This is a genomic window from Sphingopyxis sp. DBS4 (assembly GCF_024628865.1).
Classification (GTDB): Bacteria; Pseudomonadota; Alphaproteobacteria; order Sphingomonadales; family Sphingomonadaceae; genus Sphingopyxis.
In genome coordinates this window covers 2,311,368-2,335,537 of record NZ_CP102384.1, presented here as the reverse complement: position 1 = coordinate 2,335,537, position 24,170 = coordinate 2,311,368, and the positions used below count along the sequence as shown (strand labels likewise).

General features: G+C 65.4%; 24 protein-coding genes and 2 tRNA genes. 14 read left to right on the top strand and 12 right to left on the bottom strand.

Annotation, left to right across the window (positions count from 1 at the left end):
- Positions 1–11: 11 nt before the first annotated feature.
- From mobF to NP825_RS11095, 7 genes are all read right to left on the bottom strand, one after another.
- Positions 12–2,777, bottom strand: a complete 2,766-nt coding sequence (gene mobF / locus NP825_RS11125; RefSeq protein ID WP_257543357.1) for a MobF family relaxase — start codon at positions 2,775–2,777, stop codon at positions 12–14.
- Positions 2,777–4,612: a type IV secretion system DNA-binding domain-containing protein gene (locus NP825_RS11120; RefSeq protein ID WP_257543353.1), complete on the bottom strand. Its 1,836-nt coding sequence runs from the start codon at positions 4,610–4,612 to the stop codon at positions 2,777–2,779. The genes mobF and NP825_RS11120 overlap by 1 nt, the downstream gene beginning before the upstream one ends.
- Positions 4,609–4,980 carry a hypothetical protein gene (locus NP825_RS11115; protein ID WP_257543351.1) on the bottom strand — a complete coding sequence of 124 codons (372 nt, stop codon included), beginning with the start codon at positions 4,978–4,980 and terminating at the stop codon, positions 4,609–4,611. The genes NP825_RS11120 and NP825_RS11115 overlap by 4 nt, the downstream gene beginning before the upstream one ends.
- A gap of 207 nt (positions 4,981–5,187) precedes the next feature.
- On the bottom strand, positions 5,188–5,793 hold the full coding sequence (locus NP825_RS11110) for a hypothetical protein (RefSeq protein ID WP_257543349.1): 606 nt from the start codon (positions 5,791–5,793) through the stop codon (positions 5,188–5,190).
- Between the two features lie 101 nt (positions 5,794–5,894).
- On the bottom strand, positions 5,895–6,092 hold the full coding sequence (locus NP825_RS11105; protein WP_058457431.1) for an AlpA family transcriptional regulator: 198 nt from the start codon (positions 6,090–6,092) through the stop codon (positions 5,895–5,897).
- Positions 6,093–6,164: 72 nt separating this feature from the next.
- On the bottom strand, positions 6,165–7,070 hold the full coding sequence (locus NP825_RS11100; RefSeq protein WP_257543339.1) for a hypothetical protein: 906 nt from the start codon (positions 7,068–7,070) through the stop codon (positions 6,165–6,167).
- A gap of 190 nt (positions 7,071–7,260) precedes the next feature.
- A tRNA-Pro gene (locus NP825_RS11095) sits at positions 7,261–7,337 on the bottom strand.
- A gap of 233 nt (positions 7,338–7,570) precedes the next feature.
- Between NP825_RS11095 and yajC the strand changes: the two genes are divergently transcribed.
- The 4 genes from yajC (at position 7,571) to NP825_RS11075 (ending at position 11,274) form a co-directional block, all read left to right on the top strand.
- Positions 7,571–7,900 carry a preprotein translocase subunit YajC gene (yajC, locus tag NP825_RS11090; protein ID WP_257543337.1) on the top strand — a complete coding sequence of 110 codons (330 nt, stop codon included), beginning with the start codon at positions 7,571–7,573 and terminating at the stop codon, positions 7,898–7,900.
- 49 nt (positions 7,901–7,949) lie between these two features.
- Positions 7,950–9,563, top strand: a complete 1,614-nt coding sequence (secD, locus tag NP825_RS11085; RefSeq protein WP_257543335.1) for a protein translocase subunit SecD — start codon at positions 7,950–7,952, stop codon at positions 9,561–9,563.
- 18 nt (positions 9,564–9,581) lie between these two features.
- Positions 9,582–10,562 carry a protein translocase subunit SecF gene (secF, locus tag NP825_RS11080; RefSeq protein ID WP_257543333.1) on the top strand — a complete coding sequence of 327 codons (981 nt, stop codon included), beginning with the start codon at positions 9,582–9,584 and terminating at the stop codon, positions 10,560–10,562.
- Positions 10,563–10,680: 118 nt separating this feature from the next.
- Positions 10,681–11,274: a hypothetical protein gene (locus NP825_RS11075; RefSeq protein WP_257543331.1), complete on the top strand. Its 594-nt coding sequence runs from the start codon at positions 10,681–10,683 to the stop codon at positions 11,272–11,274.
- 16 nt (positions 11,275–11,290) lie between these two features.
- Here NP825_RS11075 and NP825_RS11070 read toward each other — a convergent pair whose 3' ends face one another.
- Entirely contained in the window at positions 11,291–12,460 is a 1,170-nt protein-coding gene (locus tag NP825_RS11070; RefSeq protein ID WP_257543329.1) for a glycosyltransferase, read from the bottom strand.
- A 165-nt stretch (positions 12,461–12,625) separates the two neighbouring features.
- On the bottom strand, positions 12,626–13,186 hold the full coding sequence (locus NP825_RS11065; protein WP_257543327.1) for a helix-turn-helix domain-containing protein: 561 nt from the start codon (positions 13,184–13,186) through the stop codon (positions 12,626–12,628).
- Positions 13,187–13,270: 84 nt separating this feature from the next.
- Between NP825_RS11065 and NP825_RS11060 the strand changes: the two genes are divergently transcribed.
- Positions 13,271–13,753 carry a DUF6456 domain-containing protein gene (locus NP825_RS11060; protein ID WP_374046488.1) on the top strand — a complete coding sequence of 161 codons (483 nt, stop codon included), beginning with the start codon at positions 13,271–13,273 and terminating at the stop codon, positions 13,751–13,753.
- A gap of 227 nt (positions 13,754–13,980) precedes the next feature.
- Here NP825_RS11060 and NP825_RS11055 read toward each other — a convergent pair whose 3' ends face one another.
- A complete protein-coding gene (locus tag NP825_RS11055; protein ID WP_257543324.1) occupies positions 13,981–15,759 on the bottom strand; it encodes an ABC-F family ATP-binding cassette domain-containing protein in 1,779 nt (592 codons plus the stop codon).
- 108 nt (positions 15,760–15,867) lie between these two features.
- Here NP825_RS11055 and NP825_RS11050 point away from each other — a divergent pair, with 108 nt between their 5' ends.
- Complete coding sequence (locus NP825_RS11050; protein ID WP_257543323.1) at positions 15,868–16,614, top strand: SIMPL domain-containing protein; 747 nt, start codon at positions 15,868–15,870, stop codon at positions 16,612–16,614.
- 200 nt (positions 16,615–16,814) lie between these two features.
- Here the strand turns inward: NP825_RS11050 and NP825_RS11045 are convergent, their stop codons facing one another.
- Positions 16,815–17,435 carry a hemerythrin domain-containing protein gene (locus NP825_RS11045; protein ID WP_257543322.1) on the bottom strand — a complete coding sequence of 207 codons (621 nt, stop codon included), beginning with the start codon at positions 17,433–17,435 and terminating at the stop codon, positions 16,815–16,817.
- A 66-nt stretch (positions 17,436–17,501) separates the two neighbouring features.
- Complete coding sequence (locus tag NP825_RS11040) at positions 17,502–18,182, bottom strand: 2OG-Fe(II) oxygenase (protein WP_257543321.1); 681 nt, start codon at positions 18,180–18,182, stop codon at positions 17,502–17,504.
- A 102-nt stretch (positions 18,183–18,284) separates the two neighbouring features.
- Between NP825_RS11040 and NP825_RS11035 the strand changes: the two genes are divergently transcribed.
- The 8 genes from NP825_RS11035 (at position 18,285) to NP825_RS11000 (ending at position 24,048) form a co-directional block, all read left to right on the top strand.
- Positions 18,285–18,361 (top strand) — tRNA-His (locus tag NP825_RS11035).
- A 97-nt stretch (positions 18,362–18,458) separates the two neighbouring features.
- Complete coding sequence (locus NP825_RS11030; protein WP_257543320.1) at positions 18,459–19,508, top strand: Glu/Leu/Phe/Val dehydrogenase; 1,050 nt, start codon at positions 18,459–18,461, stop codon at positions 19,506–19,508.
- Between the two features lie 157 nt (positions 19,509–19,665).
- Entirely contained in the window at positions 19,666–20,019 is a 354-nt protein-coding gene (locus tag NP825_RS11025; protein ID WP_257543319.1) for a YbaN family protein, read from the top strand.
- Between the two features lie 97 nt (positions 20,020–20,116).
- Positions 20,117–20,854: a heme ABC transporter permease CcmC gene (gene ccmC / locus NP825_RS11020; RefSeq protein WP_257543318.1), complete on the top strand. Its 738-nt coding sequence runs from the start codon at positions 20,117–20,119 to the stop codon at positions 20,852–20,854.
- 3 nt (positions 20,855–20,857) lie between these two features.
- On the top strand, positions 20,858–21,013 hold the full coding sequence (locus NP825_RS11015; RefSeq protein WP_257543317.1) for a hypothetical protein: 156 nt from the start codon (positions 20,858–20,860) through the stop codon (positions 21,011–21,013).
- On the top strand, positions 21,010–21,447 hold the full coding sequence (gene ccmE / locus NP825_RS11010) for a cytochrome c maturation protein CcmE (protein ID WP_257543316.1): 438 nt from the start codon (positions 21,010–21,012) through the stop codon (positions 21,445–21,447). The genes NP825_RS11015 and ccmE overlap by 4 nt, the downstream gene beginning before the upstream one ends.
- A gap of 106 nt (positions 21,448–21,553) precedes the next feature.
- Positions 21,554–23,521 (top strand): heme lyase CcmF/NrfE family subunit, encoded by a 1,968-nt coding sequence (locus NP825_RS11005; RefSeq protein ID WP_257543315.1) that lies wholly within the window; start codon positions 21,554–21,556, stop codon positions 23,519–23,521.
- Complete coding sequence (locus tag NP825_RS11000) at positions 23,518–24,048, top strand: DsbE family thiol:disulfide interchange protein (protein WP_257543314.1); 531 nt, start codon at positions 23,518–23,520, stop codon at positions 24,046–24,048. Before NP825_RS11005 ends, NP825_RS11000 begins: the two co-directional genes overlap by 4 nt.
- Positions 24,049–24,170 lie beyond the last annotated feature (122 nt).

Here is a 24,170-nt window from a genome sequence, read left to right as displayed (position 1 = left end):
CAACGCATTGCTTACCCGATTCCTGCACTTGCCGCCTTCGACGCCGATGGTCCCGGCATAGCGGCCTGTGCGATGGCGGTTTGCACTTGCCCTGCCCGCTCATTGATCGCGGAAACCAGCTTGCCGCGATCATTGGTGTAGATCGCGACGGACTCCTTCGCGCGGGATATGCCGACATAGAATGACTTCTGATCGACAAGGTTGGTGGCCTTGCTGTCGGCGTGGATCATCACATGATCGGCGGTGCGGCCTTGGGCGGCGAACGCGGTTTCGACATAGGCATGAGCAATGTGCTGGTCGCGGGCAGCATCAAGGCTCAAGGTCTGGGTTTGGCCGCGCGGATTTCGGATTTCCGCCGTGCGAGCCTGCGCGTCAATCGCGGTCACTTCGCCGCGCGCGCCATTGATCCGTCCCGCCTCCCGGTCGTTGCGGGTGAACCGGATGCTGTCGCCGGTTTTGAGTTCGAGCGATTGGGCGGCGAATGTCTGGCTGTTGCCTGCGCCCCATTGCCGCAAACGCCAATCGACCTCCCGCCCGTCTTCTGATTTGAGCGCAATGGAGGCTTTGGCCGGGTCTATGCTCTCCACCCTATACGCTTCCCCGCGCGCCACGCCCTTGTCGGCATAGTCGCGGGTGAAGCGGACAACATCGCCCTTGTCATAACTCATCGGGTCGCAAGCCTCGGCGCGGGTCAGCCCTTTATTGGCAAGGCTTTGCATGGTGACGGCGGGTCCGGTCAGCGCACCCGTTTTGGCAAGCTCCGCGCGTATGTCGGCGGTCAGCGTATCACGGCCCTCGCGTGATGGCTCGATAACAAGGGTGCGGGCGCGGCTGGCCTTGTCCAGCTTGGCATATTGCTCGGCGATGGCGGTAAACCGTTCGGCACGGTCGGCATTCTCCACGATCCTGCCGCCGCCACGGTCCAGCGCGGCGAGAGCCTTCTTGGCGTCCCCCTCGATGGATGCCAGCACTGCGTCTTTGGTCGCGGTATTGGTCTGCCGGACGATCTCGCTCAGCTTGGCAACCTCCATGCCCGCGCCCTGCAATTGCGCGAAAGCCGCGCCTGCTTCGACCGATCCGAGCTGCTTTACATCGCCCACGAGGATGATGCGGGCGTTCTGCTTCTTCGCCAGGTCGAACAGCTTGGCAGTATCGCGGGCGGACAACAGCGATGCCTCGTCCACGATCCATGCTGCGGTCTGTCCCTGACTTGGGCGCTCGGGTGATAGCAGGTGCCGGGCAACGGTATCGCTGCGCACGCCAAGCGCATCGCCCAAGACCATCGCTGCCGACGCGGTGGGCGCAAGCGTGACAACGGGAACGCCCCGCGTCTCGGCCTCGCGGGCAAAGGTCGCCAGAACGGTGGTGGTCTTTGCCGTGCCAGCATAGCCCTGCAACGCGGTTATGCGGTTGCGGCTGGTCAATAGCTGCTCGGTCGCGGCGCGCTGCTCGGCATTCCAGCCAAAGCCCGCGCGTTCACCCTGCGCCGATGCGGTTGCCACGGCCATGGCGGCGACAAGCGGTGTGGCGATGGGGGACAACGTGCCGCGTCCCTCGGCCTCGATCCGCAGCAGCTTGGCCTCGGTTTCGACATTGGCGCGGGTGGTGAACCCGGCAAACTCCGCGCCGCGCCGGTCGATGTGGGTGCGGTCGATCAACTCGCCCTGTTTGGTTGCTGCCGCAATGGCCTCCTCGATTTGCGCATAGCTGACCTTGCCCAGCCCGACGCGCCCCGCTTCCTCGTGCAAGGCAGCGGCGGAGAAAACCGATTGCCGCTCGCCCAGCTTGTCGGCGGCATGGGCAACGGCGCGGTTTGCCACGCTATCGCCCTGCAATTCTATCGTGGCGCGATGGTCGCCGCTGGCGGCGATGCCCTCGGCCTCTTTGACCATCGCCAGCCTCGCCTCTGGCCCGAACCCGGCTGCGCTGGCGGTATCGCGCCAATCTGCGACAAGCGCCGCAGGATCGGCGGAAACTTTGGCCTGCCGGGTATCGAGTGCCGCAACCTGCTTCTCGGCGGCGGAGGCATCGTCGCGGGACGTGCCACGTTCGCCAAGTGCGGCCTCGATCTCGGCGCTACGGGTGCTGAATGCGGCCATGACCTCGGGCGAAACGCCCTTGATCTCGAACATGGAGCCTTTGCCCACTTCGATCTCATAACCCAACTCACGCACCTTCAAGGCCAGCTCCTGCCGGTAGATCGCACCAATCTGCTTTTGCAGTTGGTAGATCGCGCGCGGTTCAAGGCTACGCCATGTGCCATCCTCGCCCTTGGTGGCATTGAGAATGACATTGTGGGTGTGAAGCTGCGGGTCTTGGGCGCGGCTCGTGCCGTGCTGAAAGCTGGCGACGACAAGATTGCCGGTAGCCTCACGGTTTACCGCGCCGCCGTCACGGATGCGGGTTGCCGCAATATGGCTCTCGACATGGGCAAGTGCGGTTTTCACCGCTGCCCCGTGCGCCGCGATCAATCGTCGGTCGCCCGCCACCTCGGCCATGATCGACACGGACTTTGGCGCGCTCAAGGTCACATCCCAGCCGGGGCGGTGTTCCAGCTTGCCGTCGCGCGTGGTTCCCAACTGCTGGTCGGCAACTTTGCCATCCAGCAACTCGCGAAACTGGTCGCGGTCAACATCGCCGGACAAGCCCAATTCCTCCGCGCCTTTGCCCTGCCATTCCGATGGGGACTGGCCCCCGTCGGCATAATATTCGCCAGCGGATTCATAATAGCTGGCGGCCTGACCCGAACTGGTCAGCGCGGACACGGATGCAACCATCAGACTGGCCCCTTGCTGGTGGGCGATGGCGTTGGCGGCGGCACAGCCTTTGGCGCGGTCGCCTCTGGCTGCTTCCAGTGGGTGGCCTTAACATCGCCGGGCACAAATCCTGGATGACGGGCACCCCCGCGCCGCGCGATATGATCGGCGGTCAGCCTGATCCGCGCCACCGGCAAGCCGTCCGGGAACAGCAAGTAGCCCTCGAACTTGGGCAGGCGCAGTTCGCTTTCCAGAATAGCCGGGCGCATATTGCGGATTTTGCTCAGCGTGGTCCGGGGCTTGTCGTCGCCGTCTGCCAGCGCGTCGGTCATGGTCTGAATCTCGACCTCGCATTCGCCGATGGTCTGACTGGCCCAGACGCGCGTCTCGCTGTCGATGGTTTGCAGGAACAGCTTGGTGTTGCAGCAGCCCAGCATGGCTTCGGCGATCTTCGGGCCGTAGCGATGCTGCATCTGGCCCAGCGCCTGAAAGGTCAGCACCACTGCGGCACCGAACTTGCGGCCCTCGGGTAGCAGCCGCGCCAGATTATCGACGCGGGGTAAATCGGCCAGCTCGTCCAGCACGAACCAGATGCGCCGGTCGGGCGATGGGGGAAGGCCCAGCACGGCGCTGGCCGCGCATTCCAGCCAGCAGGCGAGCAAGGGCTTCGACGCCTCGAAATAGTCCTCCTTGCGCGGCACGAATATCCACGGTTTCGCGCCCTTGCGCTTGTCCAGCCCGTGTATGAAATCCCGGAATGCGAAGGGTGTCCCGCCGCTGCCATCAACTCTCAGAAACTGGATAAGGTCGGCGGCCTTCGCGAGCATGAACAGCACGCTGCCTGTCGCCCGGTCGGCATCATCGGCAAAGGTCCGCGCCGATGAACTGCCTGCCAGCCACGTTTTCAGGTCATCCTTGGTCCGGTCCTGCAAGGCGTGCAGCAAAGCGGGCAAGGTGGCGTTGCCTTCGCGCCAGAGCGCTCGGATCATGTTAGCGACAAGGATGCGGCTAGTGTCGAGCCACACGTCGCTGTCATGTTGCCCTGTCTCGGTAATGAGCTGGCGGGCAATGCGGTCGGCGTCGGCGGGGTGGGCAATCTCGGCGAAGGGCGACCAGTAGGCGCACCGGGCATCGAACGGGTTCAGGATCACGTCGCCGCGTTCGGGCTGGTAGTAATGCGCGACGAACTCGCCGCTGGTGTCATAGACCAAGGCGGCTTCGCCCCGCGCTTCGATCCCGTCGAGCATCTGGCGCAAGGCGGTGGTCTTGCCGCTGCCGGTCGTGCCGATCATCGCCACGTGCCGGGTTTCGAGCCTGCCGGGAATGGGTACGGTGCCAACGCGCAAGGCATTGGGCTGCGCCTCGGTGCTGGTCAACGTCGCCAGTCCTGCCTCGCTCGTCACCAGCGTTCCGGCGATAACTCGGTCACGCAACGCGCGTTCGCGCCGCCGGGCGATGGCTCCGCGCAACAGGATCAGGCTCACCAGCCATCCGCCAAAGCCCAGCGAGCATCCCCAAATCCCGTATGCAAAGACATCGTGCGCCGCATTGCCGTAGTAGGGATGCGCGGCAACCGCGCGGGCCGGAACGGCATAGGCTTGGCCGTCCTGGCTGATCGTTATGGCCGGATCGACCACCGTGCCTTGGGCGAACCACAGTTTTGCCTTGGCGGCGGCGTATGTGCCCGCTGCCTGCATCGCCTGCTGGTCCAACGCCACATAAGGTGTTGCGACTGCGCCCATAGCGATGGACGCAAGCATGATACCTGCCTGCCGCCGGAAGCGCGCGGCCTGATTGTTGCGGTTGTGGCGGCGCAAGGCGTCGGCATGGGCGCGCCGGTCGTGAGACTGGTTCATTCCCGGCCCTCCTGCGCGCGCCGCCGCTGGCGGTCATAGGCCGCGTTGATCTCGGCGGTAACGGCCTCATCGGTCGTGCGAGCACCCAGCGCCGCATGGCGGGCATAGCAATAGGCCGCGCAAGCGGTGAACAATGCCCGGTCCAGCATCCGCTCGACATCGACTATGCGGGTGCTGACCGACGCCAGTTCGCTGACGATCTCGCGGTTGTCGATCTGGTTGCCTGCCCCGTGAACGAGGGCGGCAAGGCCCGCGTCTACGACGCGGGCGAGCATCGCATATTCGCTTAATCCATAGCTTTTGGCGAACCCGGCAAGGGCGCGATGACGGGCGGGGGTTAGCCGCACGGTCTGGGCGCGGGCGCTCATCGTGCCGCACCCGATGAGATGCTATTCGCCATCGCGGAAAATGGCAGAATTACGCCGTTCTCGCGGTCTGACCTTTGGCGAGAGGCTATTAGCATCCCGCCAAACCCGCAGAATTGCGCCATGCACCCGTGCGTGAGGTGTGTATCTGAATTGCTGGCTCGATGCGTAGCATCGCAGCCCCCCAACATTGCCTTTTGGCGGTTCGGTTCAAGCATGACCCAGCCCCTTCCGGCATACGGCGCAAAGCGCGGGAACGGGTTCGCCAGATGCAGTTTTGGCCGTGGCAGCGGGCGGCTTTGTCGAAGCATCTGCCTGCCGGTCGCTGCCAGCCAAAGCCGCGATCAGCGCCTTGGCTTTCCGGTCAGCCCTGCACCTGTCGAAATGCTCCGGGACCGGTGGCAGTGCGGTTAGATCGTGATCTTCGACCCACGTTTGAATGACGGCCTCAATCGCCTGCTGCATCTTTTCGTGAAGTGCCTGCGCCTCGAACGGATCAAGATGGGCAGTAACGCCGGGTGACAAGATCAAGCCGCCAAGCGGAACCCAGTCCCGCCCAGCTTCCTGCCAAGGCCCGTCGATCCTGCACCGGGATGTGTCACCCTGATAGGATGCAAGCGGTGGCCGCTCGGCCTCGTGCCACGGGACAAGCGCGGCTCGGTATGTGTCACCGTCCTCGCCCTCGGCGAGCAGCTTGTTGATCAGCGGCACGACGTAGCAGGCAGTCCGATATTCAGCGGTGAAGCGCAGATTGACCTTGCGGCCAATCCAGATGGAATCGGCGAGCCGATCCATGACGCGTTGGAAAATAGACATGGGGCATCCTTTCGTGAAATCACGATTGCAAGTGTTCGTGGGGGTGAGGGCAGGTGCGCCCGCCAAGCAATTAAGCTGGGCCGGTTCGGCGGTGGGGCAGGTCAGTAGCGACGGGTCTGGAGGCTGCTCAGCCAGTCCTCGATGTCGCCCGAGCGCCAACGGATTTTGCCCGCGCCTATATGGCAGGGGCACGGAAATGCGCCGCTGCGTGCGCGGCGATACAGTGTGGTGCGGGATTTGAAGCCGGTGACGTTGAGCACGTCAGTTACGGTCAGGAGCTGGTCCCGGTTCGGAGGCATTGCGTGGTCCTTTCATTCGCTGGAATGCAGGAGGTCGCAAATCGGGGCGTCAGGGTGAATTCAGTTCCGCATTCACGGTAATTCATGCATCGGCAAAGTGCGCAGAAAATTGTTGAATGGCGGGTATATACCGGCGTTGATTTTTTCCATGCGGCTATCCGGCAACCCCTCTTGCCGTAGCCTTTCCTTCTTCTCCTCGAACGTGATGCCCTCGAATTCTGGGCGCTTGAGGGCGACGACGATTTGGAGCGCTTCACGAAATGACTTTGCCTTCGTGCCAGCCTTATCGGCCTGAGACAGCAGCCATTCGACGCGCTGATCGAACAATATGCGATCCGGCTCTTTAAGCAGTGTGCGAGACGTGACGACGACGGGCGCAACGCGCCCGCCAAGTCTGATCCACAAAGCGCTCATGGGAATTGGCCTGTGCGGGATGCATTGCCAAAGCGATTGATCACGGCTGACGACAAGGAGTGAGCCGTGGTCCGCAAGGAAAGCCGCCCGCGCCCTCGGCGACAGCGGCTTCAAAGTTCCATCCGGCAAACGCTCTTCGCAAATCACGTCACCGTTCGCGATCAGGTGCTTCAAATCGTCAAGCGCTCTAAGATTGCTTTGAAGCGGGTCGTTCGGCTCGGTAACCAGTTCGTCAATCTCGGGCTCGCGGCGGACCTTGCTACGGTCATGTGACCAGACGAATGCGCCTCCGCCCAAAAGAAGAATGGCAATACCGATAATGCCAGGGTTCACGAATGCGCCGAGAACAGCGCCCACAATAGCCACCAACAAAGAGGCAACGCGCAAGGTGACGAGCACACGCTGGCGAATGCGCCCGCGACGCGCTGCCGCTGCCATCACGTCGAGCACAGCCTGCGGGATGATTAGCTCGATGGGTGTCCCAGCAGGTTGCTTGAGAAACGCAATGAAGCCGTCCCTGATTTTGACGAACTCGGCGGGGCGAAGAGGCAACTGCTCTTGCATCCGTCAGGCGAAAATACATGGAATCGGAGTGGCGTTCAATTCGCAAACGCGGGCCGAAAATGTTCACATTCGATGCGTTGGGATGCACCGCGATGAGAACATTCAGGCATTATCTGCACCACCAGCGCACCACCAGAGCAAATTGGGGTTAAAGCTCTTCCGAGGAAATGTCGCTAAGTGCTTGAAATATTGGTCGGGACGAGAGGATTCGAACCTCCGACCCCCACACCCCCAGTGTGATGCGCTACCAGGCTGCGCTACGTCCCGACCGGCCCGATTGGGCAGGCGAGGCCCCTAGCGCGGCTTGACGGGGGATGCAAGCGGGAAGCCATGGCTTGATCTCGCCGTCTGCCTCCCCATGTCAGCGCGGCCCGCGTGGGGGGAGGGCGCGCAGCGAGCGGTTGCGTCGAAATTCCCCGCGTGATAGGCGCCGCGCCATTATTTGCGCGCCCGTTCCCCAGGGGGAGAGGGCGATGCTGCAAAGAGAAAGTCTTTCATTCATGTCGACCAATCTGCTTCTGACCCAGGCGGCTGGATCCGGGGGCGGGGCCGCCGGTTTCATCATGCTGGTGCCCTATCTGCTGATCTTCGTGGTTTTCTGGTTCTTCCTGATCCGCCCGCAACAGGTGCGGATGAAGGAACATCGCGCCAAGGTCGCGGCGGTGAAGCCGCGCGACCAGGTCGTGACGGGCGGCGGCATCGTCGGCAAGGTGACGCGCGTCGATGATGATTTCGCCGATATCGAAATTGCGCAGGGCGTGAAGATCAAGGTGGTGAAATCGACCATCTCCGACGTCCTGCAGCCCGGCGCGAAGCCCGCGAACGACTGACGCCTTCGGCGCCGCCGGCGTCGGCGGCGCCCAGAACCGGAATTTCCCTATGCTCGATTTCCCGCGCTGGAAGACCATCGGCATCAGCATCATCCTGCTGCTCGGCATCCTCTTCACCATCCCCAGCTTCCTGCCCGAAAAGACCTTCGACAAGCTGCCGTCCTTCGCGCAGATGAAGGTCAATCTGGGCCTCGACCTTGCCGGCGGCAGCCATTTGTTGCTCGAGGCCGATGTCTCCGATCTCCAGAAGACCCAGCTCGCCAACATGGAAAAGACCGTGCGCGCGGCGATGCGCGGCGAGCGCGGGCCCGACGACGACATCGCGATCGGCGAACTGTCGACCGCGGGTGGCAAGATCAGCTTTCTCGTCCGCGACCAGACGAAGCTCGACGAAGCGCGCGACCGGCTGTTCAATGAGACGCGCGGCGCGGGGCTCACCGGCCAGCGCGACTGGAACATCGACGTCGTCGACACGACGCGCCTGGTGCTGACGCCGACCGCGGCGGGGCAGAAGCAGGCGATCGCCAACGCGATGGATACCGCGCGCGACATCATCGACAAGCGCGTCAACGCGCTCGGCACGCGCGAACCGACGATCATCCGCCAGGGCGACGACCGGGTCGTCGTCCAGGTGCCCGGCCTTCAGGATCCGCAGCAATTGAAGGACCTGATCGGCAAGACCGCGCGGCTCGAATTCCGCATGGTCGACGCCAATGCCGACCCCAATGAAGCGGCGGCGGGCCGGGTGCCGGTGGGAAGCGAGATCGTTCCCTATGCCGACGGCGCCGGCGCCGGTGCCCCGTTCGAGGTGCTGCGCCGCCAGGTGATGATCAGCGGCGAGCAGCTTCTCGACGCGAAGCAGGGCTATGACGGACAGTCGGGCCAGCCCGTCGTCAACATCCGCTTCGATTCGGGCGGTTCGGCGACTTTTGCCAAGGTGACGGCGCAGAATGTCGGCAAGCGTTTCGCGATGGTGCTTGATGGCCGGGTGCTCTCGGCGCCGTCGATCAACGAGCCGATCCTGGGTGGCAGCGCCCAGATTTCAGGCAGCTTCTCGGTCGCCACCGCGAACAACCTCGCCATCTCGCTTCGCTCGGGCGCGCTGCCGGTCAAGATGACGGTGGTCGAGGAACGGACGGTGACTCCGGAGCTTGGCGCCGATTCGATCCGCAAGGGTGCGATCGCGGGCATCATCGCGACGGTCTCGGTGCTCGTGCTGATGCTCATCGTCTATGGCCGCTTCGGCGTCTATGCGTGCCTCGCGCTCTTCTTCAACGTCTTTCTGATCATCGCGATCATGGCGGGGTTCAACGCGACGCTGACCCTGCCCGGCATCGCGGGCTTCGTGCTGACGATCGGTGCCGCGGTCGACGCGAACGTGCTGATCAACGAGCGCATACGCGAGGAACTGAAGCGAGGGCGACGCGTGTTCCAGGCGGTCGAGCTCGGCTATTCCGAGGCCAGCCGCGCGATCTTCGACGCGAACGTCACCAACGTCATCGCCGCGTCGCTGATGTTCTGGTTCGGCACCGGCCCGATCAAGGGTTTTGCCGTGGTGCTGACCATCGGCATCGTCACCAGCGTCTTCACCGCCGTCACCGTCACGCGTCTGTTTGCCGCCCGCTGGCTCCATGCCAAGCGTCCGGCGACGATCAACATTTAAGAGAAAGGGAGCGAAACGATGCGTCTGCTGAAACTCGTCCCCGAGGACACGAACATCGACTTTCTGCGCTGGCGGAAGGTTGCGTCGGCCGCGAGCTTCCTCCTCGTCGCCATATCGATTGCGCTGGTCGCGGTGAAGGGCCTCAATCTGGGCGTCGATTTCGTCGGCGGCCAGTCGGTCCGCGTCGAATTCCCCGGCACGATGCCGAAGATCGACGAGATTCGCGAAAAGGTCGGCGACATCGGCCTCGGCGAAGCGACGATCCAGCAATTCGGGTCCGACAAGGCGGTGGCGATCCGCACCGCGCTGCCCGAAGGCGACAAGGCGGCGGCCGACCGTGCGGGCAAGCAGCTCGTCGACGGCATCCACAAGGCCTTTCCGACCGCGCACACCGGCTCGGTCGAGACCGTGTCGGGCAAGGTGTCGGGCGAGTTGATCCGCACCGGCGCGCTCAGCCTTGCGCTCGCCATGCTCGGCATCTCGATCTATATCTGGATCCGCTTCGAATGGCAGTTCGGCGTCGGCGCGCTTGGGCGTCTGTTCCACGAAGTGGCGCTGACTTTCGGCCTGTTCGCGGTGACGCAGCTCCAGTTCGACCTCAACAGCATCGCGGCACTGCTGACGATCGTCGGCTATTCGCTGAACGACACGATCGTCGTCTATGACCGCGTGCGCGAGAATCTGAAGAAATACCGCAAGATGGAGATTGTGCCGCTGCTCAACCTCAGCATCAACGAAACGCTGTCGCGCACCGTGATGACCAGCGTGTCGGTGATGCTGGCGCTTGGGATGCTGCTGCTTTTCGGCCCCGACGTGATCTTCGGCTTTACCGCGGCAATGCTGTTCGGCGTCTTCGTCGGCACCTATTCGTCGATCCTGATGTCGACGCCGGTGCTGGTGTGGCTGAAGGTCGGCCCGCAGAGCTTCGTCCCGCGTACCAGCGCCGCGACCGAAGGCGCCGAGCGCATCACCCGCAAGGACGACGGCGCGGTGGTGTGAGTTTCGGCTTCGACCCGGGCCTTCACAATTTCTTGAGAAGTGCGTCAGGACTTCGCCGCCGCTTTCGTCTTCATTGTCCCCAGCTTGAAAGGACGTCGTCGTCCGGCAGGGGAGATATATGGGACGGGTCAGCACAAACAGCGGCGAACAACTGAACTTCACCCGCGACTCCGGCATTGCCGTTTCGCTGCGCGTCTGGTCCGAAACCGACGTCAGCGGCGTCATATGGAGCAACGGGGGGCATATTTCGTCGTCCAAGACCGAGATCATGCAGGTCTTCCTCCAGCGGGAGGACGGGCGCGAAATCGATGTGAAGATCAACAATGCCGGCATCGGCGCGCGCGAGGGACATTACCTGTCGCTGATATGGGCCAACAGCTCCGATTCCAGCGGCGATGTCGGCGTGGCGATGGTGAACCACAGCACGGGACGATATCAGATATTCGGAAATCGCATCGATGAACTGATGGCGAAACCCATGGCGAACCTCAACGGATGTTGCCTTGCCGTGGTCATCATCATCGCCGCCGCGCTTTTCGGATCCTTCCTCGGGCAATTCAAAGCGGTCGTGATCGGCCTGGCGCTGTTGGCGATACCCGTTTTGCTCATGGCGAGCATCAGCAAGACCAAGGGGCAAAGGGCCGGTGTCCGGGAGGACTATGCTGCCCAGGTCGAACGATATGTCGAGGATATTCTGGCCCGCGAAACCTGAACCCGCGGTCCGGCCCTCATCGTTCGGCGCAGCGGCGGAGATGCGCCGCCAGTTCGCGGCCGTTGCGGTCCCAGTCGAAGCGGCCGCCGAGGCTGGCGGCAACATCGCCCGGTAAAGGCGGGGCGGCGAGGATGTCCCGAACCGCGGCGGCGAGGGCCTGCGGCGTGCGCTGGGCGATGCGGCCCGCAACCGGCGAGGTGACGAGTTCGGCGGCGCCGCCCGCGTCGCTGATCACGATCGGCGTGCCGCAAGCGAGGGCTTCGACCCAGGCATTGGCGAGGCCTTCGCTGACCGACGGCGTGACGACGATGTTTGCGGCGCGATAGAGAAAAGGCAGGTCCGCGTTGGCGACCGACCCCATCAGGTGGACGCGGTCGGCGACGCCGAGCCGCTCGGCCAGCGCGCGGTAGCGGCCTTCCTCTTCGCCCGCGCCCGCGAGCCAGTAATGAACGCCGGGAAGGTCGGGCAACGCCTCGATCACCAGCGCCTGGCCCTTGCGCGGAATGAGCGCGCCGACCGTCGCAAGCACCGGGGCGTCGTCCATGCCGAGCGCGGCGCGCGCGGCGGCGCGATCACCGGGGTGGAAGCGTGCGGTGTCGATGCCGGTATAATGGACCGCGACCTTGGCGGCGTCGATCCCGATCGCGTCCATGTCGCGGCGCATCGAATCCGATACGGCAAGCAGGCCCGCAGCGCGGTCGGCGGCGTTGAGCACCGCCGCCCGGGTTGCGGGATCATGTCCGAAATAGCTGATGTCGGCGCCGCGCGCCTTGACCGAAAAGGGCCGGTCGAGCGCCTCGGCGACCTGCATCGCGGCGGGACCGTCGGGATAGAAGAATTCCGCATCGATCACGTCGAAGGTCTGCCCGCGCACGGCCGACAGCACGGCACGCGCGACTTGCGCCGGATTGAAGCGCGCGCCGTAACGCGGGATCAAGGCGAAGCGCGGGCGATGGACGGTGATGCCGTTCCATTGTTCGGTTCGCGGCAGATCGCGAAGCGCACGATAGCGGCCGTGCAGCGATAGCGGGAAGGGCGGCAGGCCGACCGGCGCGACGACGGTGAGGTCGATGCCCGGCTGCGCGGCGAGCGCGCGGAGGCTTTTTTCGACGAACAGGCCAAAGGTCGGCCGCGCGGCGTCGGGGAAGAGCGTGGCGATGGAGAGGATGCGGAGGGGAGAATTCATATCTGCCCCTTGGAACATTGAATCATAAATCTACCGCCTCCCCGAGCGAAGCCGAGGGGCACGTTCGAGCGCAGCGAGAACCGCACCGTCACAGCCTCGACTTCGCTTGGCAGAGCCCCTCGGCTTCGCTCGGGGAATCGGTGATTAGATTGCATGTGATTGGCTCTAGAGCGACCGGATCAGCCGCACCGCCATCGCCGCCCAGGGCGGATTGCTTACGACCTGCTGACGCTGGCCGGTGCCAAGCGGAAGCAGATGGAGCTTTTCGCCGTCGACGTTGAGCAGCCGCGCGAAGAAGAAGCGGCCGGCGGGGCGGGGGACGAGCAGGTCGCGGTTGAGCGCGCTCGCCCAGTCGCCCTCGATGCGGCGGCACCATATTTCGTCGCCCGCGCGATAATCGCCGATCGACGAGGTCACGCGCACCGCGACCATATCCTCGCCCGGCCGCGCGGTGATTGCCTGCTCGACGCGGGCTGGCGCCTGCGCGCCATCGGCACCGAGCAGCGCGGTGATCGTGAGCTGTGTGTCCTGCGGAAGCCGGACAAGTTCGGCCGCCTCGACCCCCAGCGCCTTGGCGATACGATTCATCCAGCCGAGCGACAGCGTTCGCGTGCCCGTCTCAAGGCGGCCGATCGTCTGCGCGGTCGTCGGCGGATCGCAGCGCTGGCCGACCTCCTCGAGCGTCAGGCCCTTGGCGCGGCGGACGGCGCGGATGCTGTTGATCATGAAAGAGCTCCGATAACCAAATCGGTTTCTTCTTTCCTACAAAATCATCCAATGTCAAGCAGGCGTGCCAAGAAGGAGATTCGCATGACCGCACGCCGCCTGGAAACCCGCCTCCACCCCGACGACCGGCTCGATCCCGGCAAGGCGGGGCCGCAGGTGATGCGGCACGTCACGGTCAATGCCGCCGAAAGCCCGATCGCGTGGCTTGCGTCGCGTGGGATGCTGACCTCGGCGCAGCTTGCGGCGGGCGAGCGGCTGCGCGCCGATTATGAGCACGCGGGCCTGTCGGCGCGCCTGACGATGCGTTGGGACGCCGCGCCGCCCGCAAAGGGCCGCGGCGGTGCGCGCGCGGCGGATGCCTCGCTCGCGCGGATCGACGCGCATCGGCGTTTCCACGCGGCGATAGACCATGCCGGGCCGGGGCTCGCCGACATCTGCTGGCGCGTGATCTGCGCGGGCGAGGGGATCGGCGGCGCGGAGAAGAGCCTCGGCTGGCCGGCGCGGTCGGGGAAGCTGGTGCTGGGGTTGGCGCTCGACCGGCTGGCGCGCTTTTACGGGACGGGGTGATGATTCCGGTGGCTGGAAGTGGCCGGAAGCGGACCTATCTTGCATCGTCATCCCGGATCAAGTCCGGGATGACGAGAGTCTGAAAGTCGTGCTCAGCATCTCTCATCTTCGTCATCCCCGCGAAAGCGGGGACCCAGAGCGTACGTCGGCTAACCCCACACTGGGTTCCCGCTTTCGCGGGAATGACGAAAGTTGGGAAAGGGCTGCTCCCCACCCCAAACCGGACGTTATCCCAGTGCCTCGACTTCCTCAGCCAGCGCCAGCCAACGATCTTCGGCTGCCGCCTTTTCTGCGCGCAGCTGGTCGAGCTTGCCGGTCAGCGCATTGAAGCGCGCATTGTCGCGTGCGAACAGGCTGCCGTCGGACAGTTCGGTCTCGATCCCCGCCATTTCCGCCTCGATCTCCTCGATCCGGCCGGGGAGGAGGTCGTAGTCGCGCTGGTCCTTATAGCTCAGCTTCTTGCGCGCCTGCGGCGGCGGGGGCGGGGCTTCGGTCGCGGCGGCCTTCGCCTTGGCCGTCACCGGTTTTGCGCGTTTCGCTTCCCAGTCGGCGTAGCCGCCCGCGACGATGTCAACCTTGCCCGATCCGTCGAGCCCCAGTGTCACCGTCACCGTGCGGTCGAGGAAATCGCGGTCGTGGCTGACGAGCAGCACGGTGCCTTCATAGTCGGCAATCACTTCCTGAAGCAGGTCGAGCGTTTCGAGGTCGAGGTCGTTGGTCGGTTCGTCGAGGACGAGCAGGTTCGATTCGCGGGCGAATTCGCGGGCGAGCAGCAGGCGCGAGCGCTCGCCGCCCGACAGCGCGCCGACGCTCGCCTCGGCGATGGCGGGATCGAAGAGGAAATCCTTCAGATAGCCCTGAACATGCTTCTTGACCCCGCGGACCTCGATCCAGTCGCCGCCGTCGGCGAGGATGTCGCGCACCGTCTTGTCGGGCGAGAGCAAGCTGCGCTGCTGGTCGATGACGATGCCGTCGAGCGTCGGGGCGAGCGTCACGGTGCCTTCGTCGGGCGCGATCTCACCGGTCAGCAGCTTGAGTAGCGTCGACTTGCCCGCGCCGTTGGCGCCGACGATGCCGATGCGGTCGCCGCGCTGAACGCGGAAATCGAAATCCTTGATGATCGTGCGGTCGCCGAAGCGCTTGCCGATATGATCGGCGACGATCACCGATTTCGAGCGGACATCGTCGTTGGCGAGGCCGAGCTTGGCGACGCCGGGGCCGCCGATTATCGCGGCGCGGGTGGCGCGCATTTCCTTGAGCTTTTCGAGCCGCCCCTGGTTGCGCTTGCGCCGCGCGGTGACGCCGCGTTCGAGCCAGTGCGCTTCGAGCCGGAGCTTTGAATCGAGCTTTTGCGCGGCGCGCGCTTCCTCGGCGAACACCGCTTCGGTCCATTCGTCGAAGCCGCCGAAGCCGATTTCCTTACGGCGGATGCTACCGCGGTCGAGCCACAAGGTCTGGCGCGTCAGGCGGGTCAGGAAGGTGCGGTCGTGGCTGATGACGACGAAGGCGCCGGTGTAGCGCGCGAGCCAGTTTTCGAGCCAGTCGATCGCGGCGAGGTCGAGGTGGTTGGTCGGTTCGTCGAGCAGCAGCACGTCGGGATTCTGCGCCAGCGCGCGGGCGATGGCGGCGCGGCGGCGCTCGCCGCCCGAGGCGCTGGCGGCGGTGCGCGCCATGTCGATGCCAAGCTGGTCGGCGATTGCGGCGACGTCATGCTCGGCGGGGGCGTCGGCGCCGGACGTGGCATAATCCATCAGCGTGTCGAACGCCGACAGGTCGGGCTCCTGTTCGAGCAACACGACATGGGTGCCCGGAACGATCGTGCGCTTGCCCTTGTCGGCGTCGATGCGGTTCGCGAGCAGCTTGAGCAGGGTCGTCTTGCCCGCGCCGTTGCGGCCGATCAGCGCCAGCCGGTCGCGCGCGCCGACATAGATGTCGAGATCCTCGAACAGCCAGCCGCTGCCCTGGACGAGGCCAAGGCCTTCATAAGAAAGAATGGGTGCTGCCATGATGAACGGCTCGCTACTGGCGCGTTCAGCATCATGCAAGCGTATCCCACGCAAAGGCCGGAACGGGTTCGCTCCGTCAGCGTTACGGAGCGACGACAGGAGAATGAAATGACGAAGCAGATGCTCACCGCTATGGCCGCAGGATTGATGCTGGCGGCCGCGACGCCCGCTTTTGCCCAGCAAGGAGGATCGACGGTGACGACAGCGACGGTGCAGGGCCCGATTCTTTCGTTCAGCGTGAGCCAGGAGGTGCGCTCGCGCCCCGACCAGGCGACCGTGGGCGCCGGGGTGACGACGACGGCGCCGACCGCGGTCGAGGCGATGCGCGCCAATGCCGCGGCGATGGACAAGCTGATCGCCGCCGCGAAGGCGCGTGGGATCAAGGTCGAGGATATCCAGACGAGCGGTATCAACCTTTCGCCTCAGTACGACTATAACAACCGCGGCGACGGCCAGCCGCCGCGCTTCCTTGGCTATCAGGTGTCGAACAGCGTTCGCGCGACGACGCCGAAGATCGACGATATCGGGCCGCTGCTCGACGCGCTGGTCGCGGCGGGCGGCACCAATGTCGACGGGCCGTGGTTCGGGATGAAGGATCCCGATGCGCAGCTCGTCGGCGCGCGCGGCGCGGCGATCAAGGAAGCCGAGGCGAAGGCGGCGGATTATGCGCGTCTCGCGGGCTATCGCGGCGCCGAGTTGGTGGCGATCGGCGAAGGCAGCTTCGGCGGGCCGCAGCCGCCGATGCCGATGGTGCGTCTGCAGGCGATGGATGCGGCAGGAAAGGCGACGCCGGTCGAGCCGGGACAGGTTGCCAATACGCTGACGCTGAGCTTTCAGTATCGGCTGGTGCGGTAGAGCGGCGAGTCCCTGGTCAAACATCAGGGTGTCCCCGCCCTTCGACGCCGCCTGCGGCGGCGCTCAGGATAAACTGCCCCTTCGGGGCAGGCGGGGACCCATCTCCGGTCGGTTCCATCTTGCGCCGACGGGAGATGGGCTCCCGCCTTCGCGGGAGCACGCAGGCTTTCTAATGCAAAGCCTAGAACCGCGCGCCGCCGTCAGGGCTTGAGCTTGATCTTCCGCTCGACTTTGGCGACTGCCTTTTCCTCTTTTTTGCGCCGGTTGAAGACGCGGCGCATGTAGCGGACGTCGGTGGCACTTAGATGCGCTTCGGCGGCCACGAACTGTTCCTGCTCCTCCTCGCCGACGTGATGGAGATATTCCTCCTTCAGCGCGGCGAACCGGCGCAGCCAGCCGGGCGACGCCATGTCGCGGGCGGCGAGGTCGCCGAGCATGTCGTCGATCTCCTTATGCTCGGCGATCGCGTGGCGCGCGAAGTCGGTGGTTTCGGGATCGCGCAGCACGCTCGACCACAGCGCCTGCTCCTCAGCCGCGGCGTGGGCCTTGAGCTCCTTCACCAGTTCCTTGAACAGCGTCTGGCGATTGGGCGATTTGCCTTCGGTCTCCTCGATCATCGCCAGCAGGGCGCGGTGGCGGTCGTGATCCTCGACGAGGCGGCCGAAAATATCGGGGTCGCCGCGGAATTTTGTTTTCGGCGTGCTGCCGATCCGCGCCGCGACGCCGGGTGCGACCGCCTTTGCCTTCGCGATGGCCCCGACCTTCGCCTTTGCCGCGGGTTTGCGCTTCGCCGTATCGCGATCGATCGTTCGTGCCGTCATGTCGGTCCCGCTCCTTTGGCTGGTCCTATTCGAACGCGGGCGGGAAATCATGGTTCCGGCGGCGGGTCAGCCCAGCTCGTCTTCGGCCCACGGCCATGGCCGCTCGCGGAACCATTTGGTGATGATATATTTGCGCCCCTTGCGCACTTTCATCCCGTGATGGAGCGTTTCGGGGTTGGGGGTGCCGTCGGGGCGGACGTTGTTCCACGCGAGCAGCTTGCCCGTTTCGGGCTGGTGGAGCTTGCCGGTCGACAGGAAGCGCGTCGCGCCGCCCGCGGCGGGCTCGTTGAGATAGATCATCAGCGTCCAGCTCCGCTGGCCGGGGATCGCGCAATAGGTCTCCCAGTCCACACCGTCGGGGTCGAAATAGTCCGTATGCGCCTTGAACTCCTCACCGACGTCGTAGCGCTGGCCCTGGAGCGGCTCGCCATATTCGAGCGGAATGCCGGTGAGGGCGTGGAGCCGGTCGTTGACAGCGGCGACCGCCGGATGGCGATGGTCAAGGTCGCAGGTCGAGCTGGTGCGAAAAGCGTCGTCGCCATTGGGATCGGCGATCGTCGAGGGCCGCGCCTTCGCGTCGATCAGCGCGATCAGCGCGGCGCAGGTGTCGGCGTCGAGGAAGCGCGCGAGCATATATTGCTGGAGCTTCGGGGACGGCGCGCGCCGGATGCCGGGGACCGCCGCGAGCCGCTCGGCAGTGCGGTCGGCGCCCGAGGCCTGCATGTCGACATGATCATTGTCCGCCATGCCGTGCTTTTAATGGCGCGATCCCGTGCGAACAATGCTTGACGACAAAAGGCCCCGCGCCTATCGCCGCGCGCTGTCAGAGGCGGTTTCGCCCGACGTGTGGCGATCATAGCTCAGTTGGTTAGAGCGCCGGTTTGTGGTACCGGAGGTCGTGGGTTCGAGCCCCATTGGTCGCCCCATTTTCTCTATCTTCGCGCGCAGCCGCTTTTGGGGTGACTCGGCGCCCATGACGGATTATTACGCTTTGGCGTAATTTTCTAACGCGAGGAGTCGCGCATGTCTGCTGTCTGGGATTTCGCCGATTTCGACGATCATGAGCATGTCCACATGTTCCGCGATCGCGCCAGCGGCCTCACGGCGGTCATCGCGGTCCATTCGACGCACCTCGGCCCCGGCGCGGGCGGCGTGCGATACTGGCATTATCCGCAGCGCGCCGCGGCGATCACCGACGCGCTGCGCCTGTCGCGCGGGATGAGCTACAAGAATGCGATGGCGGGGCTGCCGCTGGGCGGCGGCAAGGGCGTGATCCTGGCCGACGAAGGGCAGGCGAAGACCCCCGAACTGCTCGCCGCCTTTGGACGCGCGGTCGAATCGCTGGGCGGCGCCTATGTCACCGCCGAGGATGTCGGCATGTCGGTAGCCGACATGGTCGAGATCGCGCGCGCGACGCGCCATGTCAGTGGCCTTCCGGCGGCGGGCGACGCGGTGGGGGGCAATCCCAGCCCGCTGACCGCGCTGGGCGTCTATCTGGGGATCGAGGCGGCGATTCGCGAGAAATTGGGCGCCGACAGCGCTCATGGCGTGCGCGTCGCGGTGCAGGGCGTCGGCAGTGTCGGCGAAGGTGTCGCGCGGCGGCTCGCGGCCGACGGCGCGAAGCTGATCCTCGCCGACGTCGATCTGGCGCGGGCGAAGGCGCTTTCCGAAGAACTGGGCGCGGACCTCGCCGATTCGGCGGCGATCATGGAGGTTGAGGCCGACGTGCTGAGCCCCAACGCGCTAGGCGCGACCCTGACCGAACAGAGCATCGAGCGGCTGAAGGTGTCGATCGTCGCGGGCGCCGCGAACAACCAGCTCGCGACCGCCGCCGACGGGCAGCGCATCCACGACCGCGGCATCGTCTATGCCCCTGATTATGTGATCAACGCGGGCGGGATCATCAACGTCGCGCTCGAATATCTGGGGCAGGGGAGCCGCGAAGAGGTCGAAAACCGCATTCAGGCGATCCCCGGCCGCCTCGCCGAAATCTGGGCCGAGAGCAAGGCGAGCGGCACCCCGGCGTCGGTCGTGGCCGACCGGATGGCGCAGGAGCTGATCGGTAGAGGCTGAGCGTCGCCCCAGCGAAGGCGGGGGCCGTTGTCGTTTTCCTCCGCTGTGTCGGGTAAGACCGACAGCGGCCCCGCTTTGGTGGGGGCGACGGCATGGGATCGCAGGAGCGACGGTATAGGATGGCGTCAGCGGGAAAACCCGCTAAGCCTCGCCGGCGATGAAACGGCATTTCTATCTGGTCGCCGGCTGGGCGTCGCTGGGGCTCGGCGCAATCGGGGCGTTCCTGCCGTTGCTACCGACGGTACCGTTCGTCATCCTCGCCGCCTTCTGTTTCGCGCGCTCGTCGCCGCGGCTTGAGACCTGGCTGCTGACCCACCCGCAATTCGGCCATCATATCGTCGCGTGGCGCGAGAAGGGCGCGATCAGCCGCAAGGGCAAGATCGCGGCGACCGCAGCTTTCGCTTTCAGCATCGTGCTCGCGGCGATCTTTTCGCCTTGGCCGTGGGTGATGGCGCCGGTGATCGCGGCGGCTGTGACCGGAAGCTGGATCTGGACGCGGCCTGAGGCTTGACCTCGCAGCTCCGGCGGGCGAGAGAAGCGCCGCCGGGTCGCGCCAGGCAATTCACTGGACCGGCAAACCGGCCTCACCTAAAGACGACGCGAGACCGATGCACGCTTACGCCAACCCCACCCGCTTTCTCGCGATCGCCAAGCCGCTGACGCCGTGGCTGCTCGGCGTCGGGTTGCTGCTTTTGCTCGCCGGGTCCTTTGCCGGACTGACGATGGTGCCCGGTGAAGCGAAGCAGGGCGAGACCGCCCGAATCCTCTATGTCCATGTGCCTTCTGCCTGGCTTGGCATGGGTGGCTGGACCTCGCTCGCAATCGCGGGGCTGGTGCAGCTCGTCTGGCGCCATCCGCTGTCGGGCATCGCGGCGCGCGCAATTGCGGTGCCGGGGATGCTGTTCACCGCGCTCTGCCTCGCGACCGGGTCGATCTGGGGCAAGCCGACCTGGGGCACCTGGTGGGAATGGGATGGCCGGATGACCTCGATGCTCGTCCTCCTCTTTCTCTATGCCGGCTTCATTGCGCTGACGACGGGCGATGAAGGCCAGCGGCAGGGCGGGTCGCTGTCGCGCGGCGCGGCGATTTATGCGCTGGTCGGCGCGATCAACATTCCGATCATCAACCGCAGCGTCGTGTGGTGGAACAGCCTGCATCAGGGGCCGAGTATCACGCTGGGCGGGTCGAGCATCGACGGCTCGCTGCTGTGGCCGTTGGGGCTGACCGTGCTCGGCTTTTCGCTGTTGTTCGGGGCGATCGTGCTGATGCGGATGCGGCGGATCATCGCCGACAACCGCGTTGCGGCAAGGCTGCGGCGGCTGGCCGACGACGACGAGGGGTTTTGAGCCATGGCGGGGGTGATCAGCGGGGGTGGGCAATGGGCCTATGTGGTCGCGGCCTATGCGCTGACGGCGCTGCTCACCGGTGCTGTGCTGTGGCATAGCTGGCATGCGATGGCGAAGGCAGAAAAGCGCAGCGACGCACTGCGTAGGGACCGCAAATGAAAGCGAAGCATCAACGACTGATATTGGCGCTGGTGGCGCTGGGCGGTGTCGCGGGCGCGGGTGTGCTCGCGGCGAGTGCGCTTCGCGACGAGGCCGCCTATTTCCGCACGCCCGCCGAAGTGAAGGCGGGCAAGGCCGAGGTCGGCGAGGCGATGCGGCTGGGCGGCATGGTCGCAGCGGGCAGTATCAAACGCCAGAGCGACGGCGTGACGATCCGCTTCACCGCGACCGACGGCAAGGCGTCGATCCCGGTCCAGTTCACCGGCATCGTCCCCGACCTGTTCGCAGAGAACGCGGGGATGGTCGCCGACGGCCGGCTGCGCGCCGATGGCGTTTTCGTGGCCGATCGCATCCTCGCCAAGCATGACGAGCGCTACATGCCGCCGCAGATGGGCGAGATGCCGAAGAATATGAAGCTGGTGCCGGGGGAATGATGATGTCTTACCGTCGCCCCCGCGCAGGCGGGGGCCGCTGGAGGCAAAATCCAGCATCACCGCGTAAAACGACCGCGGCCCCCGCCTGCGCGGGGGCGACGAATCCATGATCGCCGAACTCGGTCTTGCGCTCCTGTGGATCGCGGCGGCGCTGGCGTGCCTGTCGCTTGTCGCGGGCATAGCCTATGTCCGCACCGGCAAGGACGATCTAGCGGCGCTGGTGCGCCCGGCGAGCGTCGCACAGGGGGTGCTGACCGCGGTCGCCTTCCTGCTGCTCATCACCCTATTCGTGCGGTCCGACATGTCGGTCGAGCTCGTCGTACGCAACAGCCACAGCCTGAAGCCGATGCTGTTCAAGGTGGCGGGAGCGTGGGGCAATCACGAAGGATCTATGCTGCTGTGGTTGACGATCCTCGGCCTATCGGGCGCGCTCGTCGCGATCTTCGAGAAAAGGCTGCGCAACGACACGCTGATCGCGACGCTTGCGGCGCAGGCGGCGCTCAGCCTTGGCTTCTTCGCATTCCTCCTCTTCTCGTCGAACCCGTTCAAGCGGCTTCCGGTCGCGCCGCCCGACGGGCAGGGGCTCAACCCGCTGCTCCAGGACCCTGGCCTCGCTTTCCATCCGCCGACGCTTTACATCGGCTATGTCGGGATTTCGGTCGCCTTCAGCTTCGCGGTCGGGGCGCTGATCACGCGCGAGATCGGGCCCGCCTTTGCGCGCGCGATGCGGCCGTGGGTGCTCGGGAGCTGGATTTTCCTGACGCTGGGGATCACCGCGGGGAGCTATTGGGCCTATTATGAACTCGGCTGGGGCGGCTGGTGGTTCTGGGACCCGGTCGAGAATGTCTCGTTGATTCCGTGGCTCGCGGGCGCCGCGCTGCTCCACTCGGTCAGCGTCACCGCAACGCGCAACGCCTTGCGCGCATGGACGGTGATGCTCGCGGTGATCGCCTTCTCGATGTCGATGGTCGGGACGTTCATTGTCCGATCGGGCTTGCTCACCAGCGTTCACAGCTTCGCGGTCGATCCCGAACGCGGCACCTTCCTGCTCGCATTGATGTTCATCTATATCGGCGGCGCGCTGACCCTCTTCGCGTTCCGGGCGGGGGCGGTCGCCGAGGGCAAGAAATTCGCGCTGCTGAGCCGCGAGGGATCGCTGGTCATCAACAATCTGTTGCTGACGACGATCCTTGCGCTTGTCCTGCTCGGCACCCTTTATCCGATCGTTGCCGAGGCGATGGGCGAGAAGATTTCGGTGGGTCCGCCCTATTACAACAAGGTCGCGGGGCCGCTCGCGCTGATCCTCTGTCTTGTCATGGTCACGGGACCGCTGCTGAGTTGGCGCAAGGACGATGGGAAGAAGCTCTGGTCGCGCTTGCCCGTCGCGGTGCTGGCGGCGATGATCGTGCTGTTCGGGCTGGTCCTGTTCGGGGGCAAGGTCGGGGTGCTGCCCTTGCTCGGCATGACGGTCGCGGGGCTGGTCGGGGTCGCAAGCCTCGCGCCCCTCTGGGGCCGCAACCTCCGCCGCACGCCGCTGCCGACCTGGGGCATGGTGATCGCGCATTTCGGGGTCGCGGTGGCGCTCGCCGGCATGGGCGCCGAAAGCGCCTTTATCAAGGAACGGCTCGTCGCGGCAGCGCCGGGCGAGACGGTGACGGTCGCCGACTTCTCGGTAAAATTCGCGGGCGTCAAGCCGATCGTGGGGCCGAATTACACCGCGATCGAGGGTACGCTGATCGCGACGACGCCGTCGGGCGCCTCTTTCACGCTGCATCCGGCGGCGCGGACCTTCCCCGGGCTGATGGGCGGGCCGCCGACCGAGACCAATGAAGCGGCGCTGCTGACGCGGCCGGGTGGGCAACTTTACGCGGTGCTCGGGCAGCCGGTGACCGGAGCCGACGGGACCGCCGACCGCTATCAGCTTCGCCTGTGGTGGAAGCCACTGGTGTGGTGGATCTGGCTCGGCGGGGCGCTGATCGCGATCGGCGCGGCGCTGTCGCTGCTCGGTCGCGCGCAACTGCTCGAAATCTGGCGTGCGCGGCGCGCCCGCAAGGCGCAGGAGCGTTTCGCATGAGGAGCCGCTGGGTTCTGTTCGTGCCGCTGGCGATCATGGGGTTGCTGTTCGGTGCGTTCATCTATCGTCTGACGGTGCCGAACGACACGCTGATCCAGTCGCAATGGATCGACAAGCCGATGCCGCTGTTCGACCTGCCGCCCGCGACCGCCGGCGTCGAGGGGTTGAAGAGCAGCCAGCTCGCCGACGGCAAACCGCGGCTGGTCAATGTGTTTGCAAGCTGGTGCATCCCGTGCCGCGCGGAGGCGCCGCAGCTGGAAGCGCTGAAAGCTGCGGGGGTGCCGATCGACGGCATCGCGATCCGCGACCGCCCCGAGGATGTCGCGCAGTTCCTGCGGGAAAACGGCAATCCGTTCGAGCGAATAGGGTCCGACCAGCAGAGCAGCGTCCAGATTGCGCTCGGATCGTCGGGGGTGCCCGAAACCTTCCTGATCGACGGCAAGGGGATTATCCGCGAGCAAATTCAGGGCGTGATCCTCGCCGATCAGGTGCCGGAGATCGTCGCCAAGCTGGAAGCGATGAAGTGAGAGAGCTGGTTCAACATCGCCGTGCCCCTGCGCAGGCAGGAGCCCATCTCCGAAAGGCGCGCCATCAAACGGCCGGCTGCGCCGGAGCGCGGCGGCGGGAGATGGGCCCCTGCCTCCGCAGG

Excerpts from the sequence above, each read along its gene's own strand:
- mobF (WP_257543357.1), bottom strand. The coding sequence starts at position 2,777 with ATGGTTGCATCCGTGTCCGCGCTGACCAGTTCGGGTCAGGCCGCCAGC.
- NP825_RS11120 (WP_257543353.1), bottom strand. The coding sequence starts at position 4,612 with ATGAACCAGTCTCACGACCGGCGCGCCCATGCCGACGCCTTGCGCCGC.
- NP825_RS11115 (WP_257543351.1), bottom strand. The coding sequence starts at position 4,980 with ATGAGCGCCCGCGCCCAGACCGTGCGGCTAACCCCCGCCCGTCATCGC.
- NP825_RS11110 (WP_257543349.1), bottom strand. The coding sequence starts at position 5,793 with ATGTCTATTTTCCAACGCGTCATGGATCGGCTCGCCGATTCCATCTGG.
- NP825_RS11105 (WP_058457431.1), bottom strand. The coding sequence starts at position 6,092 with ATGCCTCCGAACCGGGACCAGCTCCTGACCGTAACTGACGTGCTCAAC.
- NP825_RS11100 (WP_257543339.1), bottom strand. The coding sequence starts at position 7,070 with ATGCAAGAGCAGTTGCCTCTTCGCCCCGCCGAGTTCGTCAAAATCAGG.
- yajC (WP_257543337.1), top strand. The coding sequence starts at position 7,571 with ATGTCGACCAATCTGCTTCTGACCCAGGCGGCTGGATCCGGGGGCGGG.
- secD (WP_257543335.1), top strand. The coding sequence starts at position 7,950 with ATGCTCGATTTCCCGCGCTGGAAGACCATCGGCATCAGCATCATCCTG.
- secF (WP_257543333.1), top strand. The coding sequence starts at position 9,582 with ATGCGTCTGCTGAAACTCGTCCCCGAGGACACGAACATCGACTTTCTG.
- NP825_RS11075 (WP_257543331.1), top strand. The coding sequence starts at position 10,681 with ATGGGACGGGTCAGCACAAACAGCGGCGAACAACTGAACTTCACCCGC.
- NP825_RS11070 (WP_257543329.1), bottom strand. The coding sequence starts at position 12,460 with ATGAATTCTCCCCTCCGCATCCTCTCCATCGCCACGCTCTTCCCCGAC.
- NP825_RS11065 (WP_257543327.1), bottom strand. The coding sequence starts at position 13,186 with ATGATCAACAGCATCCGCGCCGTCCGCCGCGCCAAGGGCCTGACGCTC.
- NP825_RS11060 (WP_374046488.1), top strand. The coding sequence starts at position 13,271 with ATGACCGCACGCCGCCTGGAAACCCGCCTCCACCCCGACGACCGGCTC.
- NP825_RS11055 (WP_257543324.1), bottom strand. The coding sequence starts at position 15,759 with ATGGCAGCACCCATTCTTTCTTATGAAGGCCTTGGCCTCGTCCAGGGC.
- NP825_RS11050 (WP_257543323.1), top strand. The coding sequence starts at position 15,868 with ATGACGAAGCAGATGCTCACCGCTATGGCCGCAGGATTGATGCTGGCG.
- NP825_RS11045 (WP_257543322.1), bottom strand. The coding sequence starts at position 17,435 with ATGACGGCACGAACGATCGATCGCGATACGGCGAAGCGCAAACCCGCG.
- NP825_RS11040 (WP_257543321.1), bottom strand. The coding sequence starts at position 18,182 with ATGGCGGACAATGATCATGTCGACATGCAGGCCTCGGGCGCCGACCGC.
- NP825_RS11030 (WP_257543320.1), top strand. The coding sequence starts at position 18,459 with ATGTCTGCTGTCTGGGATTTCGCCGATTTCGACGATCATGAGCATGTC.
- NP825_RS11025 (WP_257543319.1), top strand. The coding sequence starts at position 19,666 with ATGAAACGGCATTTCTATCTGGTCGCCGGCTGGGCGTCGCTGGGGCTC.
- ccmC (WP_257543318.1), top strand. The coding sequence starts at position 20,117 with ATGCACGCTTACGCCAACCCCACCCGCTTTCTCGCGATCGCCAAGCCG.
- NP825_RS11015 (WP_257543317.1), top strand. The coding sequence starts at position 20,858 with ATGGCGGGGGTGATCAGCGGGGGTGGGCAATGGGCCTATGTGGTCGCG.
- ccmE (WP_257543316.1), top strand. The coding sequence starts at position 21,010 with ATGAAAGCGAAGCATCAACGACTGATATTGGCGCTGGTGGCGCTGGGC.
- NP825_RS11005 (WP_257543315.1), top strand. The coding sequence starts at position 21,554 with ATGATCGCCGAACTCGGTCTTGCGCTCCTGTGGATCGCGGCGGCGCTG.
- NP825_RS11000 (WP_257543314.1), top strand. The coding sequence starts at position 23,518 with ATGAGGAGCCGCTGGGTTCTGTTCGTGCCGCTGGCGATCATGGGGTTG.